Annotated in this window: 19 protein-coding genes and 1 pseudogene; 16 read left to right on the top strand and 4 right to left on the bottom strand. The window is 38.1% G+C overall.

The window, feature by feature from the left end; genetic code table 11:
* Position 1 precedes the first annotated feature (1 nt).
* The 10 genes from dndE (at position 2) to istB (ending at position 10,224) form a co-directional block, all read left to right on the top strand.
* The gene (gene dndE, locus H8S51_RS16860) at positions 2-391 is read left to right on the top strand and encodes a DNA sulfur modification protein DndE (protein ID WP_029506160.1); all 390 of its coding nucleotides are present in this window, start codon (positions 2-4) and stop codon (positions 389-391) included.
* Entirely contained in the window at positions 388-1,539 is a 1,152-nt protein-coding gene (locus tag H8S51_RS16855) for a cysteine desulfurase family protein (RefSeq protein WP_186899187.1), read from the top strand. The genes dndE and H8S51_RS16855 overlap by 4 nt, the downstream gene beginning before the upstream one ends.
* A 14-nt stretch (positions 1,540-1,553) precedes the next feature.
* Positions 1,554-2,741, top strand: coding sequence for an HNH endonuclease domain-containing protein (locus tag H8S51_RS16850; protein ID WP_186899186.1), 1,188 nt, complete (start codon positions 1,554-1,556; stop codon positions 2,739-2,741).
* Entirely contained in the window at positions 2,742-3,326 is a 585-nt protein-coding gene (locus H8S51_RS16845; protein WP_186899185.1) for a class I SAM-dependent methyltransferase, read from the top strand.
* Between the two features lie 61 nt (positions 3,327-3,387).
* Positions 3,388-4,410, top strand: a complete 1,023-nt coding sequence (locus H8S51_RS16840) for a cyclic GMP-AMP synthase DncV-like nucleotidyltransferase (protein WP_186899184.1) — start codon at positions 3,388-3,390, stop codon at positions 4,408-4,410.
* The gene (locus H8S51_RS16835; RefSeq protein ID WP_186899183.1) at positions 4,403-6,088 is read left to right on the top strand and encodes a ThiF family adenylyltransferase; all 1,686 of its coding nucleotides are present in this window, start codon (positions 4,403-4,405) and stop codon (positions 6,086-6,088) included. Before H8S51_RS16840 ends, H8S51_RS16835 begins: the two co-directional genes overlap by 8 nt.
* Positions 6,066-6,623 (top strand): Mov34/MPN/PAD-1 family protein, encoded by a 558-nt coding sequence (locus H8S51_RS16830; protein ID WP_186899182.1) that lies wholly within the window; start codon positions 6,066-6,068, stop codon positions 6,621-6,623. The genes H8S51_RS16835 and H8S51_RS16830 overlap by 23 nt, the downstream gene beginning before the upstream one ends.
* The gene (locus H8S51_RS16825; RefSeq protein WP_186899181.1) at positions 6,592-7,419 is read left to right on the top strand and encodes a hypothetical protein; all 828 of its coding nucleotides are present in this window, start codon (positions 6,592-6,594) and stop codon (positions 7,417-7,419) included. Before H8S51_RS16830 ends, H8S51_RS16825 begins: the two co-directional genes overlap by 32 nt.
* Before the next feature lie 475 nt (positions 7,420-7,894).
* The gene (istA, locus tag H8S51_RS16820) at positions 7,895-9,451 is read left to right on the top strand and encodes an IS21 family transposase (RefSeq protein WP_118375804.1); all 1,557 of its coding nucleotides are present in this window, start codon (positions 7,895-7,897) and stop codon (positions 9,449-9,451) included.
* Positions 9,448-10,224, top strand: coding sequence for an IS21-like element helper ATPase IstB (gene istB / locus H8S51_RS16815; RefSeq protein WP_015520015.1), 777 nt, complete (start codon positions 9,448-9,450; stop codon positions 10,222-10,224). The genes istA and istB overlap by 4 nt, the downstream gene beginning before the upstream one ends.
* A gap of 89 nt (positions 10,225-10,313) precedes the next feature.
* Here istB and H8S51_RS16810 read toward each other — a convergent pair whose 3' ends face one another.
* Positions 10,314-10,442 carry a transposase domain-containing protein gene (locus tag H8S51_RS16810; protein ID WP_408639568.1) on the bottom strand — a complete coding sequence of 43 codons (129 nt, stop codon included), beginning with the start codon at positions 10,440-10,442 and terminating at the stop codon, positions 10,314-10,316.
* A gap of 225 nt (positions 10,443-10,667) precedes the next feature.
* Here H8S51_RS16810 and H8S51_RS16805 point away from each other — a divergent pair, with 225 nt between their 5' ends.
* Positions 10,668-10,976, top strand: coding sequence for a hypothetical protein (locus tag H8S51_RS16805; RefSeq protein ID WP_330646678.1), 309 nt, complete (start codon positions 10,668-10,670; stop codon positions 10,974-10,976).
* Positions 10,977-11,143: 167 nt separating this feature from the next.
* Here H8S51_RS16805 and H8S51_RS16800 read toward each other — a convergent pair whose 3' ends face one another.
* The 3 genes from H8S51_RS16800 to H8S51_RS16790 all read right to left on the bottom strand — a co-directional run bounded on the left by H8S51_RS16800 (position 11,144) and on the right by H8S51_RS16790 (position 13,773).
* Complete coding sequence (locus H8S51_RS16800; protein WP_007890459.1) at positions 11,144-11,944, bottom strand: ExeA family protein; 801 nt, start codon at positions 11,942-11,944, stop codon at positions 11,144-11,146.
* Positions 11,944-13,188 carry a DDE-type integrase/transposase/recombinase gene (locus tag H8S51_RS16795; protein ID WP_186900226.1) on the bottom strand — a complete coding sequence of 415 codons (1,245 nt, stop codon included), beginning with the start codon at positions 13,186-13,188 and terminating at the stop codon, positions 11,944-11,946. The genes H8S51_RS16800 and H8S51_RS16795 overlap by 1 nt, the downstream gene beginning before the upstream one ends.
* A gap of 63 nt (positions 13,189-13,251) precedes the next feature.
* Entirely contained in the window at positions 13,252-13,773 is a 522-nt protein-coding gene (locus H8S51_RS16790; RefSeq protein ID WP_186900225.1) for a DUF6431 domain-containing protein, read from the bottom strand.
* Positions 13,774-14,027: 254 nt separating this feature from the next.
* Here H8S51_RS16790 and H8S51_RS16785 point away from each other — a divergent pair, with 254 nt between their 5' ends.
* From H8S51_RS16785 to H8S51_RS16770, 5 genes and pseudogenes are all read left to right on the top strand, one after another.
* Complete coding sequence (locus tag H8S51_RS16785; protein WP_186900224.1) at positions 14,028-14,249, top strand: hypothetical protein; 222 nt, start codon at positions 14,028-14,030, stop codon at positions 14,247-14,249.
* A gap of 351 nt (positions 14,250-14,600) precedes the next feature.
* Positions 14,601-14,867: pseudogene (locus H8S51_RS16780) on the top strand (23S rRNA (uracil(1939)-C(5))-methyltransferase RlmD); the annotation flags it as partial.
* Positions 14,868-15,440: 573 nt separating this feature from the next.
* Positions 15,441-16,130, top strand: a complete 690-nt coding sequence (locus tag H8S51_RS18575) for a reverse transcriptase domain-containing protein (protein ID WP_330646677.1) — start codon at positions 15,441-15,443, stop codon at positions 16,128-16,130.
* Positions 16,131-16,256: 126 nt separating this feature from the next.
* Complete coding sequence (locus H8S51_RS18570) at positions 16,257-16,739, top strand: group II intron maturase-specific domain-containing protein (protein ID WP_330646676.1); 483 nt, start codon at positions 16,257-16,259, stop codon at positions 16,737-16,739.
* A gap of 155 nt (positions 16,740-16,894) precedes the next feature.
* Positions 16,895-17,368: a GNAT family N-acetyltransferase gene (locus tag H8S51_RS16770; protein WP_186900222.1), complete on the top strand. Its 474-nt coding sequence runs from the start codon at positions 16,895-16,897 to the stop codon at positions 17,366-17,368.
* Positions 17,369-17,379: the final 11 nt, after the last annotated feature.

Below are 17,379 nucleotides of genomic sequence, written 5' to 3'. Positions count from 1 at the left end.
TATGATTATAAAGCAGGTTAGGGTTTCTCAGCAGGCAAAAGATCAGTTGTCCAGATTAAAGGGTAAAACAGGAATTAAGAATTGGAATGTATTGTGCAGATGGGCACTTTGCTATTCTCTTAGTGAAAAAACAATACCTACGGATATTCAAATTGCTGCAGATAGCAATTTGGAGATGTCATGGTTAACTTTTGGCGGCGATTATTATGAATTGTACGAAGCATTAGTAAAAGCATGGTGTCAACAGATGAAGTTGCCTACAGATAACGAAACGGTAATAAAGTATTTTAGATTGAACTTAGAACGTGGAATTGCTCATTTGTGTGGAACTGGTTTTATAAAGGAATTTGATGATTTGATAAAACTAGCAGTGAAGGAGAAAAGAGCATGAGTACATATTTAGATTATAATGCTTCTGCTCCAATTGATTTACGAGTTTTAGATTGTATGGTGGATGTTTACAAGAATTCAATTGGAAATGCAGATAGTAGAACGCATGGGTTTGGTGAAAAAGCGAGATCTGTGGTAGAGGATGCCAGAAAGCAGGTTGCAACACTTTTAGGAATTTCATCAGACGAAGTTTTTTTTACTAGTGGTGCCACAGAAAGCAATAATATAGCGATAAGAGGCTTAGTGGATTATGGCAAAAAAAATGGGAAGATGCACATTATTACAACTGCAATTGAGCATAAAGCTGTTCTTGAAACGGTAAAGCATTTATCTGAAAACGGATTTGAAGTCGAGTTTATAAAGCCGGGAATTAATGGAAGAGTAAATGCTCCTGATGTCTTGGATAAAGTGAGAGAAGATACACTTTTGGTTAGTGTTATGCATGTAAACAATGAAACGGGAATAATACAACCTGTTAAAGAAATTGGTGACGCGCTTGCTCAAAGAAATGTATTGTTTCATGTTGATGCTACGCAGAGTTGTGGAAAGCTTGTCGATGAAATTCGTGGCATTAAATATAATATGCTTTCATTTAGTGCGCATAAGTTAATGGGGCCTCAAGGGATAGGTGTGCTTGTTTTAAAGAAGAATCGATATAAGTTACCACCAGTAAAGAACATCATGTATGGCGGTCAACAAGAACACGGAATACGACCTGGGACAATCCCAGTAGCATTAGTTGCTGGATGTGGTATGGCATGTGAAATTGCAAGTACAGAATACAAAGAGAATGCCCAAAAAGCGATTGATATAAAAAAAGCTGTGCTTAAAGAATTTGATGATTCAGGGATAGAGTATTCTATTAATGGTGATCCGAAGTTTTGCGTTGATACAACAATTAATGTTTCATTAAAAGGAGTATCTTCTGAGGCATTGATGATATCAACAAAGCAGTTTTGTGGTGTGTCAAATGGCTCAGCATGTACCTCAAAAAGTTATACTCCAAGTTATGTCTTAGTGGCTATGGGACTTGATAATGATACAATTGAAAGCTCATTGCGTATAAGTTGGGGAGCAGGAACAAATAAAGATGAGGCGGTAGAAGGTATAAGAGAACTTTTGGCTGTGGCGAAGCAGTTTAGTTTGTAAAGTGGGTGATAAAGGTGGATTCAAGTAAGTTAAGCACAATTCTATATTCGAATAAGCTAGACGTAAAGAAATTTGAGCATCTGCTGAGCAATAATGATCAAGGGTATAAGTTTTTTTGGTTAGAAGCGATATTAAAGTTAATTGCTCAGAATAGACAGTTATTTACGTTTGAAGACGTTATAGATGAGATGATCGTGGGCGCTTGGCGTATGGTTACACATTATCACCTTCGTCTGGGTCATACTGTTAATGGTAATGCTGAAAACTTTCTTGAACACGCAATAAGGATTCTGTATGAATGTTCAAAGGAAGATGTCGGAAATAAGTCACCGTCAAAGGATCGCTTGTTGTTTCTTATACAAAAGTATCAAGATAATTTGATAGATGATAAGTTGCATTTGACCGACTATGTGCCTTACAGATTAATAAAGCCTTTTGTTGAAAAGGAAGGCAAGGATTATATTGATGGAAAAAACTACGGCCGCTTTATAGCCTATTTAAATGCATTCACAAAGGTAAATCATGAATTTTTTTATGATATTACGGATGCAGAGAATCCTCTTAAGAGAAGGGTTCGGCTTAATGAAGAATGGGTTAATTTCATTCTTCAGAACTATGCTGTTATTATGGGATGGCTTAGGTTTAATAAGGCATTATTTATACAGGATCGTAATCCAGGTGTACCTGGGGTCATGTATAAAGTAGCGCCAGAAACTGAAGAAAAGCGTAAGTCATTAAAAAATGCACGAGAATTATGGATTGCAACTGTTGATGTTACAGGAAGACCACTATATGAAATTTATACGGGTAATGAGTTGTCTATAGATGAGTTTGATTTAGATCATTTTGTTCCAAGGTCATATGTATCAAACGATGAATTATGGAATCTCACCCCAATGGCAAAGAAATTAAATTCAAGTAAAAATAATAAGCTGCCTGAGCGGAGATATATCAAGGATTTCGTTGAATATAACTATTATTTATACAGCTTAATATTTGCTAATGGTAATAAAGATCAGGCTGCTATTTTAAAACATTATTTTGACAGATGTGAAAATCAGCATTTGAATGCTATATGGGCTACGGAAAAGCTGTATATTCCGGGAAATACGAAAGAGCAGTTCGTCAATATTTTGGGAGAGAATTTGGGTCTTGTATATGATTCGGCCAAACTACAAGAATATGAAGAATGGGTGCTTTAGATGAACGAGACTATTACATATTACAACCAAAATGCAGAGGAATACTTCAATAAGACAGTGAATGTTTCAATGCAGGAGTCATATGACCAGTTTGAGGTGTATTTAAAACCAGGCGATAAGATTTTGGACTTGGGCTGTGGAAGCGGGAGAGATTCTAGGTATTTCTTATCAAAAGGATATGATGTGGTTTCTGTGGATGGATCGAAGGAAATGTGCCGTTTGGCAGAAAACTATATAGGAAGGGATGTTTGCAATATTACTTTTGAAGAACTGGATTATAACAACGAGTTTAATGCGGTGTGGGCTTGTGCTTCATTATTACATGTGGATTCAAAGGAAATGATAGATGTCCTGTGTAGTATAAGAAATGCGTTGAAGAAAGATGGTATATTATATGCTTCCTGGAAATACGGAGTAGAAGAGAGAATTGAGAATAAGAGATATTATGCCGATTTAGATGAAAGAGCAGTTCGAGAATTATTTAATATTGCATCTCTTAAAATAGAAAAAATATGGTCTACGGCGGATGCCTGTTTTCGTGGTTGCAACTGGATAAATGTTATAGGGAAAAAGGTAAACGAATAATTGGATAGCTGGCCGAGATGAAAAGCTAAGAAGAAAAAATAATGTGTTTGGGAGGATACATATGAAATTAAAAAAAGAATTTTCTGATTTTTATAAAGAAATTCGTATAAGTAGCGAGGCGGATAATCTTAGAGAAAAGCGCGAAATATTAGAAGATGAAATAAAAACTAAGTTACCAGGCAAATTAAAGGATCATGGAATTACAGTAAATAAGAGCGATATTCGTATGTTTATTCAAGGTAGTTATAAGTACAATACTACTATTGTTTCAGACGTGGTAGATATGGATGTAGCTGTTATGATTCCATTGAATATTGATGAAAACCCTGATCCAAGAAAAATCAAACGTTATTTAAAGGAGTCGATTGATATTGCTCAGAGAAGTGTAACTATTAAAGAACCGTGTGTAAGAGCTTCATATTATGAAGATGGTGAAGAATGGATGCACATAGATCTTCCTCTATATGCCAATATGGATGGAGATGTTTATTTGGCTCGCGGTAAAGATACTGGAACATATAAATGGGAAGATGCAGATCCAGATGGATTAAATGAGAGCCTGTGTAATAAAATTAATGGTAACGATCAATTAAGAAGAATTATATGTTTTGTAAAAAAATGGAGAGATGAGAAATATAGTAATTCTACTTCTGATCATGAGGTTCCACCAAGTATAGGATTAACATATTTAGTATGTGATAATTTTGTTGAGTGTTCATCTGATGATGGTGATGATGATTTGCTTGCACTTAAGAAAACTATGGAGTCAATAAAAAATGCTTTTACTAATGTGTCGTATGATGTATCTGGAACAGTTATAAGCGCAAACATATCTAAATATTTGCCAGTTAAGCCTTATACAGATATTTTTTCAAAAATGAGAGATAGCAGTGAAACATATATGGTTACGTTTTATAAAAGGTTATGTGTTGCTGTAGATAACTTAACAAATGCTTTAAATGTTGAATCAGAACATGATGCCGCAAAATATGTTCAAAAGATGCTTGGAGAACAATTTGTAATTCCTGAAAAAAAGGCAATGTCTGCATCTACAAATACAAAGAAGGAGCATAATTTTGGATGAATTATTAACTGCTATACATATATTAGAGGCGTATGATGAAATATCATGTATTCAGCAATCTGAAAACAAGCTTAAGTATATAACCTTTTCTATAAGAAAACATGATTTTTTAATGCTATGTCCGGAAGAAAGCGTTCCATCTTCACGAGTGACTATATTTGCAGTGAATGATACTTGTGATGCTTACCCACACATCATGACGGAAGGGTTTGACATAGGAAAGGATAAATCATTTCCGGAGGGAAATTATAAAGCTCTATGTCTGTATGAGTCTGGAAGCGTGATAATGTCACTCTTTACGTTCGAAGAAAAAATAGTAGATGCAATTGAAAGATTGTTAGAGTTAGTTAATCTTTCAAAGCTGCAGATAGAAAAGGAACTACAGAAGGAGTTTCTATATTATTGGGACGATGTTGCTGAAGAGGGAAAAATAGATATTTATTTAGGTGATGATTCAAAGGCAAAAAAATTGAATGTCTATTTAGGTAAAGACGAAATGCGATGTGTAGCACATGGAATTAGTCTTAACGATAAAGAAAAAAAAGATGGAGATAACTGTTATTGGAAACATCGTGCTGATATTTGTGCCTATTACATACCTCTTATAGATAATAGAGGTATTATTCCTCCGACAAAGAAAACAGGATGGGGAAAAAATGACATATTGAATGTTTTATATGGTAAGCAAATTAGTCATATATCACGGGAATCATTTGAATTTATATCATCTGAGCAGATAAAAGCGCGTTCTATGATCTTATCATTTGGAATGCTGATTAATGATGTTAGAAAAGTGTTTACAATGGTAGTGTCATTTAATAATGCTACTAAAAATAGTGTAATCGCTAAAATACAGAATGATATTACTGAAGTAAGAATTATCAAGTCCAAACGACAAGATTATTATGCGTTAAGCAAAGCTATTGGAAATAGAATTGATTTAATGGATAAAAAAGTTCTCATAGTTGGAGCGGGTTCATTAGGAAGTTATGTGGCAGCTGAGATGGTTAAAAATGGATTTCGCAGTATTACGGTCTATGATGGAGACCAGCTTGAGCCAGATAACATGATGAGATGGGCTTATGGTGGATTTGGACAAGGGTTAGAAAAGCCTTATTCATTAAGATTATTCTTGGAGTACTTACATCCAGAAATACATATAAGGGCAATTGGAAAAGATTTAGATAAAGATGCTTTGCTTAGTGAGATAAACAGTCAAGATATTATAATATTCACCATTGGTAATAGTGATAAACAATTGTATTTTAATAATCTATTGAAGAGTAATAATTGTTCAATTCCTGTAATTTATTCTTGGATTGAAGCTGGAGGCAATTATAGTCATCTTCTAAAAGTAGAATACAATAAAAAAGGATGTTTTCAGTGCTTGTACACAGATGAAAAAGGAGCTCTTATAAATAATAAAGCAAATCGATTAGAAGAAGATGCACATAACAGATTGATTATTAGAAATGGTTGTGGAGGAACTCGGGCTCCTTATGGTACAGCAGTGTTGCTACGAACAGTCGCTGCAATGTTATATTGTATTGAGAATATATTTGATGTAGATGATGATGATAATTATCTTCTTACTGTGACAAAAGAAGAAGGATACCAAAAAAATTATAAATTTTACGAAGGGATGTGTAACTGTTGTGGAAATCACTCAACAGAATAGTTGTGTAAAATACATATTGCCGGATGGTAGATTTTTGGATGTGCTAACCGATGTTTTTGATGAAATGTATAAGTGGTTGCAGAATGAAGCTAATAGCCCAGAAAGTGGAGGTTATATAGTAGGATATCAGCATGATATAACAAAAAATGTTTCATTAGAGAAAATATCTCATCCATTCAGTGGAGATTATTGTAATAGAATTCATTTTACGATTAAAGATCCACGGCATAATAGCTTTTTGCTGAAAGAAGAAGTAAAAAAAAGCTATTATATGGGAGTATGGCATACTCATCCACAGGATGTACCTATACCATCTTCTATAGATTGGGAGGACTGGAGAAGTTCTATAGAAAACGAAACTAGTGGGTGTGGTTATATAATATTCATTATTGCTGGAAGAAAACAAGTTAGAATATGGGCTGGAGATACGTTCACTAAGGTAATAACTGAATTACAAGAATGTCAAAAAGTAGACGGTATATATGTAAAAGGGGTAACAACAGATGAAGCGATTGCTAAAAATAATAGAGGATAATGGGATACAGATTATTGAAATAATCATTTCGATATTTGTGCTAATTATCCCTAAAATTTTTAATATAAAAGGTATGTTCTCAGACTATCTTAAGGAGAATATAATCGAGCCGGATAACGTATTTTATATTCTGCTTTTAGGTAGTAGTAATGTTGTTATAGGAATAGTTTTATGTGTTATTGTACTTCGTATATTTAGAAAACATAATCATGATAGTGTGATGATGAACAGAGTAAATACATATCATTCCTATCCGTATTGGTGGTTTTGGTTTTCGGCTAAAGTGCTGAACATAAGAAAGTGTAATTTGAAAAAAGTTCCGCAGTATATGCAAACAAAAATAGTCGTTAATGAATTATTTGATGATTTTCCAATTGATGATAACGATTATCCTGAAGATAATGCGGAAGTAAAATTAGAAAGAAAAAACTTCAGAAATGGAAATATTCCTAAAGAGATAAATCTTGTAATTGAAGATACATATCCTATAGAGTACCGCCAGCTTCCACGTTTGAAAGCTAGTTTGCCTACCATTAGGGTGTACAGAGAGCGGGGAAATGATTTAAGTAGGCATTATAGTCCAGAGTTAATAAAAACGGTGTCTTCAGAATTAAGGCAACTTCCTGAGGGCATAACGGTAAATATATTTGCTACGTTGAATCCGAAGAATATGTTGTATATTGCAAGAAATGCATTAGCGATGGCAGAAAGAGGAAATGTAAAACATTTATATGTATTTCAACAAAAGAGTATTGATAGCCGCCACTTCAATGATAATGGAAAGAAGATTTACTAATTTCAGCATCAAATCCTCCTCCAATTATATAATTTAGAATATTTACGAATATAAAGAATAAAACTGCGAATTTGCCTGTCCCTAAATTGGGACAGGCTTTTTGCTACCATTAGAATCATAGTAAGCGATGAATAACACACCGCCTACCATATTCCTAAATTCAGTTAAAGCAGTAAACGACTACCGTTTACTTTCACTTCCTCTGCTACCTATGCGGCAGGGGAATTCTTTTTTCCGGAACATTAGATTCCACATCAATTAGTCCTGAACATTGTTCCTTTATAAATTCACTCCATGGTGATTATTCCGGAGCTCTCTGAGCCACCTGTCCGGACTTTGGGAGCCACCATTCCGGAGAATGAGAGCCACATATTCCGGTAATTCAGAGCCACATTTAAACGCTCTATTACATATATTTCCTTTATACTGTTGATACACACCATTGGTGTGAATACAGGTAAAGGAGGTCACAATTATGACCAAGTATCGTGAAATCCTACGCTTGCAGAGCTTAGGATTCAGCGAACGGAACATCGCACAGAGCTGCGGTGTATCCAGGAACACAGTCGCCAAGGTTTTGAAAAAGGCAGCGGAAATAAATATTTCATGGCCGTTGGATTTTGACATGACCGACAGCGCACTTGAGGAGCTTATGTTCCCAAAGGATAAGTCAGTAACAAATAAACGCATGCCTGACTTTGACTACATTCGCAAAGAACTTCTGCGAAATGGAGTCAACAAAAAGCTTCTCTGGGTAGAATACTGTGAGGAGTGTCGTATGAGCAACGAAGAGCCGCTCATGTATTCCCAGTTCTGCTACTACATCCAAAAGGATGAAGAGAAACGCAGGGCTACCATGCATATCCCGAGAAAGCCTGGTGAACAGATTGAAGTTGACTGGGCAGGTGATCCCGCCCACATCTTTGATCCGGACACCGGAGAGATCACAGAGGCATGGATCTTTGTAGGGGTACTGACTTACAGCCAGTATGCTTTTGTAAAAGCATACATGAATGAGAAAACAAGCAACTGGATTAAAGCTCATGTCCAGATGTTCGATTTCTTTGGCGGTGTAACACCCATGCTTGTCTCCGATAACTGCACAACAGCAGTGAATCATGAAAAGAGCGACTGGTATACCACGTCATTAAACACAACTTACCATGAGATGGCAGAACACTATAATCTTGCCATCATTCCGGCCAGAGTCCGGAAACCCAAGGATAAACCAAATGTAGAAGGATCTGTAGGAAAGATATCTACTTGGATAACTGCAGCCCTTCGTAATGAACAGTTTTTCTCGCTTGCAGAATTAAATGATTCTATCCGGGAAAAACTGAATGCCTACAATGCTCGTAAATTCCAGAAAAAGGAATGCAGCAGGCTCAGTTTATTTCTTGGGGAAGAAATGCCGTTACTGGCTCCGTTGCCTGCTACACCCTTTGAACTGGCTGAGTGGAAACAAGCCACTGTCCAGTTCAACTATCACATCGCAGTAGACAAGATGTACTACTCCGTGCCTTATCAGTATATCAAAAATAAGGTAGATGTGCGTATAACAGATACAACGGTTGAAATATTTTATAATCACAATCGAATTGCCTCTCATAGGAGACTTCACGGAAGGAGCGGCCAGTATTCCACTGTGACGGAACATATGCCGCAGGAACACCAGAAATATCTGGAATGGAACGGCGACAGGTTCCGCAAATGGGCAGATTCGATTGGAATTAACACAAGTAAGGTTGTCGATGCAATACTTACCTCCGGCAGGGTTGAACAACAATCCTATAGAAGCTGTATGGGATTGTTAAAACTGGCAGAGAAATATTCGCCTGAAAAACTGGAACAGGTCTGTGCCAAAGCACTTTCTTATTCTGCTAAACCCAGCTATAAAAGTATCAAAAATCTATTGGCTGCAATGAAAGACTCACCAGATGACATATCGAATGCATCAAAGGAATCTCAGACTGTTGAAAAGCCACATGGCATCACAAGAGGTGCCAGATACTATGGAGGTAAACGATCATGACAAATCAAAGTACAATCGATAAACTTATCGAAATGCGCCTGACCGCTATGGCAGATGCATTCCGTATCCAGATGGATGATCCTACAATGAAGGAAGTGCCGTTCGAGGACCGCTTCGGTATGCTTGTTGATATCGAGTACAGCAATCGCAAAAATAACCGGTTGAAAAGACTGATCCGGCAGGCTGAGTTCGAACAGCCGGATGCCAGCATTGCAGCAATTGATTACCAGTCCGGTCGGAAACTGAACAAAGCACTGATCAGCCGTCTGGCAACTTGCGAATACATTACAGAATACAGGAACATCTTCATTACAGGTGCCACCGGAAGTGGTAAAACTTATATGGCCTGTGCTTTTGGCATGGAGGCCTGCAAACACTACTACACAGTACGGTATGTGCGGCTTCCTGATTTATTACTGGACTTACAGGCTGCCAGAGACAGCGGAACTTTTTCAACTGTCCTGAAGAAGTACACCAAGCCAGTAGTACTGATCATTGACGAGTGGCTTCTCCTCAAACTGACGGAAGCTGAAGCCAGAAACCTTTTTGAACTGATACACAAAAGACGCAAGAAATCATCCACGATCTTTTGCTCGCAGTTCCGCGAAAGTGAATGGTACCAACAAATCTGTGGCGGTGAAAGTACCCTGGCAGATGCCATTATGGATCGTATAACGTATGACTCATATAAAATCGATATTGAAAGCATTGATCCATCCAAAGATCTCTCTATGCGAGAGGTATATGGATTAGATCCTGCAATGGCAAAGTAACTTATCACTACAGAGAACGGAGTGGCTCCGTTAGTCCGGACAGGTGGCTCTCGCCACACCGGACTGGCGGCTCCGCCGCACCGTAATATTCACCATGGCATCAGCTGCTCTATACCTGCGGACGAATTCATGTAATCCGGCATATACAGGAGTACCGTATAGAGGTATTGGAAAATATTCAGATTGTTTGCTTTTGCTGTCTCTACGATGCTGTACATCACCGCACTTGCACCGGCACCGGTCTCTGATGTGTGGAACAGGAAAGCTTTCCGCCCAATTGAATAATCCGGGTGGAAATCCATCACCTGTCCGGCGTATGGAAATCACTAATCCATTTTATTGGAAATCACGATTCCGCTAAAAAGGAAATCATTTTATCTATAAAACCTTATAATGAATTCATGCACCATTTGGTGTAAATACATTATAAGGAGGTCACACTTATGACCAAGTACAGAGAAATTATCCGGCTTACAGGCTTGGGATTTTCTCAACGCGAAATCATGGCAAGCTGTGGTGTCGCACAAAAAACCGTTGTCAAGGTTCAGAAACGTGCCAGAGAATTAAAACTTTCATGGCCACTTGATGAATCCATGACAGATACTGAGCTCCAAAAACTCATGTTTTCAAAGGAGAATACAGTATCACCTAACAAGCGTATGCCTGACTACGATTACATCCACAAGGAACTACTCCGTAACGGAGTCAGTAAAAAGCTCCTGTGGACAGAATACTGTTGTCCGTCAAATTAGATGCACCAGCTCCATGCAGATTAGATGCACCTGATTTAGATCTTATTTGTTATGCATCCGCAGATTGTCTGCACCAACATCTGCAAGTTATCTGATCGACATAAAAAATGATGCAGATTAAGAGATCAGGGAAAATACAATAAAAGCAGGCTGCCCTGCTTTTACTGCTAAATCTCATTATTATTGATTGCCTGCATGACGATCTCTGCAGTAATCATGTCACTTTTTCTAGAGTCTCCAATCAGAAGACAACTATTGCATAGATTGTTGATGATACGAGGTGTTCCATCAGATGCATTTAAGATGGCTTCAAGTGCTGCGTCTTCAAAGATTGCCCTGGTTGCACCTGCTCTTTGAAGCTTATCGAGGACATAAGATCTGCCTTCTTCTTTTGTAAATGCAGGAAGTTCATAATTCATGATGATCCTCTGACGGAATGGCTCATGCACACTCAGGCGAAGTGTGGCGTTAAGTGATGGAAGTCCTGACAGGAGAACAACAGCACGATCCCTGGAATCCATCTCAAAGTTAAACAACAGCTTAAAATCATTCAGAATGGCAGAACTGATATAGTTCGCTTCATCAATGATGATTACTGGAGTTTTCCTTTTCTCAACAGAGAGCCTTGTGAGCTCTTCCTGAATTACCCGGAAGTTATCTGGTTTTCGGTAGTGGGCCTGTGCACCAAGTTCTGTGGCAAGATTCCGATAAAAATCATTGGGGCTAAAAGTGGAAAAACAGGTATAGACTACTTTGTATTGTGAGTTATTTAAGGTTTGTACCCATTTCCTGATTGCGGTTGTTTTTCCGCGGCCGGGGCTGCCGGTAAGCAGTCCAAAGCCCTTTGTTTTTGCAAGATAGTCCAGCCGGAATAAAACTTCTTTGGATTCGTCTGTTGATACAAAGATTTCTTTGGAATTCTTTAGGAAAGGATTGAATTCCAAACCATAGCGGATCGTATAATCCATTAGTCGTCACCTCCATAAAGACGTGGTTTTTCACGTTTGATATCCGCGTTTTCAACTTTGTTTAAAAGGCGGATCGGGGTAAGCGTACCATCTGCTTCAACGACATAGATAGATTCCATATCAGGAGAATAACGGAGTTTGATCCTCTGTTTTGCAAAACGGTAATCCACCTCATACTCGATGTGGTCAATCGTAACTACACAGTCAATGGAAACACGACGCTCTAACTCCAGTAGGAATAACTGGTCAATCTTATCTTCTGGTAAGCGTAGGAAACAGTCCGGCTCGCTAAAGTAGCGCTCTTGTGGCCTTCTTCCATTTAGGGAAGAATGAATCCTCTGGTTATACTGGGAGACATAGGTATAAAGACTGCCACGAAGCTTGTCAAGAGTGTGAAAATCTCTCATATCAAGGCCTGCCATCCACTGGTCTTTCATGGTACGGAACCAACGCTCCACCTTGGCCTTCTGGGTTGGCGTATACGGCTGGTCATAATGAACTGTAGACCCGATACGCGCGGCAAGCAGATCCATCTGTTTATTCTTATAGGAACTGCCATTATCGAAGTTGAATAACTTTGGAACACCAAACTTTGCAACTGCTGCTTTCATGACAGACATGAGATTGACGAAGTTATCATTGAAAAAGACATCAATGCCAACAATGTAGCGGCTGGCGTCATCAATGAGGGCAATCACATATACCTTATGCTTTTTGCCGTCTTCTGTTTTCAGGTAAGGGCCAACACTGCTGTCACCGCACCATACCTCATTGACATGGGCACGTTCATAACGACGCATATCCTGATTGTTTGTCGTCTTTTCTTTTAAAGCAAGATTGTTTAAGAAACGGTTTACGGTTGATTCTGACAGTTCATTACGGCTCGTGGATCCATTTGTGCACAACTGACGGAAGATAGCAGCTGCAGACATACGGGGATAGGTTGTTTTCAGATATCGGATCTGTTCCTCAAGGTCAGGGTCGATCTTTCTGGAAGTTCCCTCGTCGCTGCGGCTGGAAGGGAGCAGAGCATCAAAACCATTCTTCTGATAGTGCTGGTACCAGCGTTTGATGGATGTCGGTGCCGGATGGATGAAGGATCCGTTTGGATGGAGTGCACCACGTGCAGAGGCCGCACGAAAGTAAGCCTCCTTGGATCTGTACTCATCCGGGAGACCAACAATCAGTGGTGAGATCATGGAATACCGCATCAAAGCGATATCCTGTGCTAATTCCTGTTTCATTTGAAGTCCTCTCTTTCATTTTTTCTTAAGTATAGAAGGGATCGGGAGAGGTTTCCTGTAAGGCTATGTGGGTGTAAGAAATAAGATATTTGGGGTCTGTCTTATCTGCATGAACTGGTTCATAAAAAGTGAAAAACACAGCTTTACAAGACGGGATGGGAAGGATAAATCAACCCGAAAGGAACGGATCTTCTGCATCCAGTGCATTATATAGCGTTTGGTGATGGAGGCAATAAGATTTTCATCAATAGAAGGAGTTCTGTCCATGATCTGTTCAAAATCTCCGGTATCTTCATAAGCAGATATGATAGCAGCCTGCTCCTGTAAGGATACCTGGGAATAAGGCACAAGCTGGGAAGGAAGCAGAGCATGGGTTTTACCACAGTGAGAGCATTTAACCCTGCAGATAGATAAAGTGATTTCAGAATCATTTTCCTTGAGGGAACGGGGATAGTAGCCATGAATGGTTAAACATCCTGAATGTCCACAGGTACACTGTAACTGATGGAACTGTAAGGTGTTGATAAGATTTTCGTAAGTTTTTTGATTTAACGGATTGTCAAAAGGTACTGTAATTGTTATCATAGCGTTGGTGCAGCATCTCCCTGTTTAAGGATGTAGTGGTGCATCGGATTGTTATGATAGCAGGTGTCAAACTTTGGTCGGGGAGATACCTGCTATTCTTGTAACTTTGATATGATAACACAAGAAGGTACCGGTTCAAACACTCTGCTGTAAAAAACATCAGAATATCTGAGTCAGTACCTTCATTTAATTTGACTGATATAAGAATGATTTGGAGCACCAAGGGTGCTGGATAACAATTATGGTGGGGAAATGTGATTGAAAAAGGAAACGAGTTGGATTGTTGGTATCCTTTATTACCAAGAAGGATTAATGCCAAGGATATTAATCCATTTGATGCGGATTGGACTCTACAAGAGGCAGAAGATGATGGATATGATGATGTCTTTGACACCTGCCCAGATTGTGGGTGTGGTATAAGTTTAAGAAATGATGGTGGAAATGGTTTTTGCATAGATTGTGCTTGGAATCATTAGAAAAGTAACCGGTTATATAATAAAATGGTTGGAATCAAGCCTCCAAGTCCAAAACAGATTTGGAGGTTTTCTTCTGCCCATTTTTATCGGGAAGTAATTTCCCAAATAAACAATCTATGGTACAATATCTTAGAAGTTATCATCAAGGGATGAGTAGTGGACCATAGAGAAAGAGCAGAGTCAATCGTAAGCTGATCTGGCTTACATCTAAAATACAATGCAATCTTTTTCTATGCAGGGGCAGGAGAGAGTGCATCATGTCAATTTTTGCAGCTTTATCAGAGAGGAGTGCAACATTTTTCACTCCCAGAGTACAGTGAAAGCTCTGGAAAGTGCATCTAAAATACCCTATCGACACATTGCGAGGCAATCGTTCTTTTGTCCCAACTGAAACAAAAGCCGGATGATTACATTAATGTCACGATTGAACTTGATGATGTGGATATAACATCTGCAGAGACTAAGGCAACATATGATGAGATAAAGAAGTATGTGTCTGAACATAATGCCGGCATGAAGGTTTCCAATCTGTATATTTCACAGGTAAAGAAAAAATGTGGAATTGAGATTGGAAAGAATTATAATTTACCTAAAAATGAAGATAGTAGGCAACCATAGTGTCCGAAAGATAAAGAGAGAGCAATTGTGGAGGTATTGGAGCATTTTAAGATGATTCAGCGGAAATAAAAAGTGTTTGATAAATCGGAATTGTGCGCCCAGATAAGGGCGAGTAGTCTAGCAGGTGGAATGCCTGTCTGGTAAGGTCTAACCAACCGCCAGTAGCGAGTCTTGGGTGACTGTCAGTAATGGTAGTTGCTAAGTGTAGACAGCGAGAAAATAGAGAGTGTGATTGAGCCTCGAAATTTTGACATTTAGAAGGCTGACGTTCTAATTTCGACGGAAAGCAATACAAATCAATTCGAATTGATGAGAAATGGTTTGCTTCTGCGGGGTCAAAGAGCACTTTATGTTTTACATTGTGATTATTCAGTCAACTGGGGAGAGCCTATTGTTTCTTGCCATTGCAAGTATGGCAAACAACTGCAAAATAGGAGAATGTCAAAAGAACAGTGGGCAGTCGGATAGCTTCATAGTACTGAAGAAGTTGGGTAATGCCAACGGAGGAAAGGGAGCTACATAATAATGGTCTTTCTGAGAACACATCAACCGTACTCAGGGACGGAGGTATTGATGGAAACGAAATTAGAAAGAATAGCAGAAATATCGGCAAATTCGCCGAGACCAGAGTTCACATCGTTGTATCATTTAATCAATAAAGAAATGCTTTTGCAATGTCACAAAGAATTAGACGGAAACAAAGCAGTCGGTGTTGATGAGATTACTAAGAAAGAGTACGAGAGAAATCTGGAGCAAAACATAGATGACTTGGTAGAAAGACTGAAAAGAAAATCATACAAACCACAGCCATCAATTAGGGTATATATCCCTAAAAGCAATGGAAAACTTCGGCCATTAGGAATTGCGTGCTATGAGGACAAAATAGTCCAATTAGCATTAAAGAAGATATTGGAAGCTATCTATGAACCGAGATTTCTGAACTGCATGTACGGATTCAGACCAAATCGAGGATGTCATAACGCAATAAAAGAACTGTATAAGAGATTAAACAACACGAAAATCTGCTATATTGTGGATGCTGACATCAAAGGATTCTTCGATCATATGAAGCATGAATGGATTATCAAGTTTCTCAAACTTTATATTAAAGACCCCAACATAATTGGTCTTGTCAAGAAGTATCTTAAAGTGGGAGTGCTGGATAATGGTGAACTTATGGTGAATGAAGAAGGTTCAGCTCAAGGCAATATCATAAGTCCAATCCTAGCAAACATATATATGCATAATGTATTGACACTATAGTATAAGTTTATTATTACCAAAGAATGCAAGGGAGATAACTTCCTAATTGTATATGCAGATGATTTTGTTGCAGGATTTCAATACAAATGGGAAGCAGAGAATTACTACAAGCTTCTTAAAGAACGAATGGAAAAGTTCGGTTTGCAATTAGAAGATAGTAAAAGTCGTCTCTTACAAAGCGGTGCTTATATTGCAAGGGCAAAGCAAAAGAGCGGTGAGTGTATCAGATTACAAACATTTGATTTTCTGGGATTCACATTCTATTGTGGGCGTTCACGCAAAGGCATGCCATATATAATGCCAAAGACAAGCTCTAAGAAATTCAGACAGAAAATTCGAGACATCAAGGTATGGTTATATGCGAATAGAGATCAACCGCTAAAGAAACTAACGGGTATGCTAAATCTGAAACTAATAGGTCATTATAGGTACTATGGCATAAGTTTTAATGGCAGAATGATTTCAAACTACAAACAACAAGTGAGAGAACTTCTGTTTAAGGTGCTGAATAGACGAAGTGACAGAAAGAGTTATACAAGAGAAGGATTCATTGAAATGCTGAAATATTATCCATTGGCAATGCCAAAGATTTATGTCAGCTTGTTTTGAGACTGTAAATATTATTATGAAGAGCCGTATGCGGGAAAGCCGCACGTACGGTTCTGTGAGGGGCTTACATTGTGAGGTGTAAGTCTACTCGACTGTGGAGGTGATTGGATGTGTGGAATAGCAACTGATTTATAAAAATTAAATCGGAGGTTTATATGGATTATTCAATAAGAGAATTAAGACAAAACGAGTCTAAGGTGCTAAATACTTTTTTATATGAAGCAATTTTTATTCCAGAAGGGCTTCCTGTACCACCAAAAGAGATTATAAATCAACCAGAATTACAGGTGTATGTTAAAGATTTTGGTAAGAATAAAGGAGACTTGTGTTTGGTTGCTGAAGCAAATAATGAAATTGTTGGTGCAGTATGGTGTCGTATTATGAATGATTATGGACATATTGATGCTGAAACACCATCATTTGCAATTTCACTTTTAAAACAGTATAGAAACTATGGTATTGGAACTAATCTAATGGAGCAGATATTAAAAAAACTGAAAATGCAAGGATATAAGCAAGCGTCATTATCTGTTCAGAAGATGAATTATGCAGTTCATATGTATCTAAAAGTAGGATTTGAAATTGTCGATGAGAATGACGAAGAGTATATAATGATTTGCAAATTGTAGAAATCTGTAAT

The organism is Roseburia rectibacter (assembly GCF_014287515.2).
Lineage (GTDB): Bacteria > Bacillota > Clostridia > Lachnospirales > Lachnospiraceae > Roseburia > Roseburia rectibacter.
Note: the sequence above shows the minus strand (reverse complement) of the source record. Positions and strands in the feature narration are given on the sequence as shown.

Excerpts from the sequence above, each read along its gene's own strand:
- dndE (WP_029506160.1), top strand. The coding sequence starts at position 2 with ATGATTATAAAGCAGGTTAGGGTTTCTCAGCAGGCAAAAGATCAGTTG.
- H8S51_RS16840 (WP_186899184.1), top strand. The coding sequence starts at position 3,388 with ATGAAATTAAAAAAAGAATTTTCTGATTTTTATAAAGAAATTCGTATA.
- H8S51_RS16790 (WP_186900225.1), bottom strand. The coding sequence starts at position 13,773 with ATGATAACAATTACAGTACCTTTTGACAATCCGTTAAATCAAAAAACT.
- H8S51_RS18575 (WP_330646677.1), top strand. The coding sequence starts at position 15,441 with ATGGAAACGAAATTAGAAAGAATAGCAGAAATATCGGCAAATTCGCCG.
- istB (WP_015520015.1), top strand. The coding sequence starts at position 9,448 with ATGACAAATCAAAGTACAATCGATAAACTTATCGAAATGCGCCTGACC.
- istA (WP_118375804.1), top strand. The coding sequence starts at position 7,895 with ATGACCAAGTATCGTGAAATCCTACGCTTGCAGAGCTTAGGATTCAGC.
- H8S51_RS16800 (WP_007890459.1), bottom strand. The coding sequence starts at position 11,944 with ATGGATTATACGATCCGCTATGGTTTGGAATTCAATCCTTTCCTAAAG.
- H8S51_RS16770 (WP_186900222.1), top strand. The coding sequence starts at position 16,895 with ATGGATTATTCAATAAGAGAATTAAGACAAAACGAGTCTAAGGTGCTA.
- H8S51_RS18570 (WP_330646676.1), top strand. The coding sequence starts at position 16,257 with ATGGAAAAGTTCGGTTTGCAATTAGAAGATAGTAAAAGTCGTCTCTTA.
- H8S51_RS16805 (WP_330646678.1), top strand. The coding sequence starts at position 10,668 with ATGACCAAGTACAGAGAAATTATCCGGCTTACAGGCTTGGGATTTTCT.
- H8S51_RS16825 (WP_186899181.1), top strand. The coding sequence starts at position 6,592 with ATGAAGCGATTGCTAAAAATAATAGAGGATAATGGGATACAGATTATT.
- H8S51_RS16845 (WP_186899185.1), top strand. The coding sequence starts at position 2,742 with ATGAACGAGACTATTACATATTACAACCAAAATGCAGAGGAATACTTC.
- H8S51_RS16795 (WP_186900226.1), bottom strand. The coding sequence starts at position 13,188 with ATGAAACAGGAATTAGCACAGGATATCGCTTTGATGCGGTATTCCATG.
- H8S51_RS16855 (WP_186899187.1), top strand. The coding sequence starts at position 388 with ATGAGTACATATTTAGATTATAATGCTTCTGCTCCAATTGATTTACGA.
- H8S51_RS16810 (WP_408639568.1), bottom strand. The coding sequence starts at position 10,442 with ATGTACAGCATCGTAGAGACAGCAAAAGCAAACAATCTGAATATTTTC.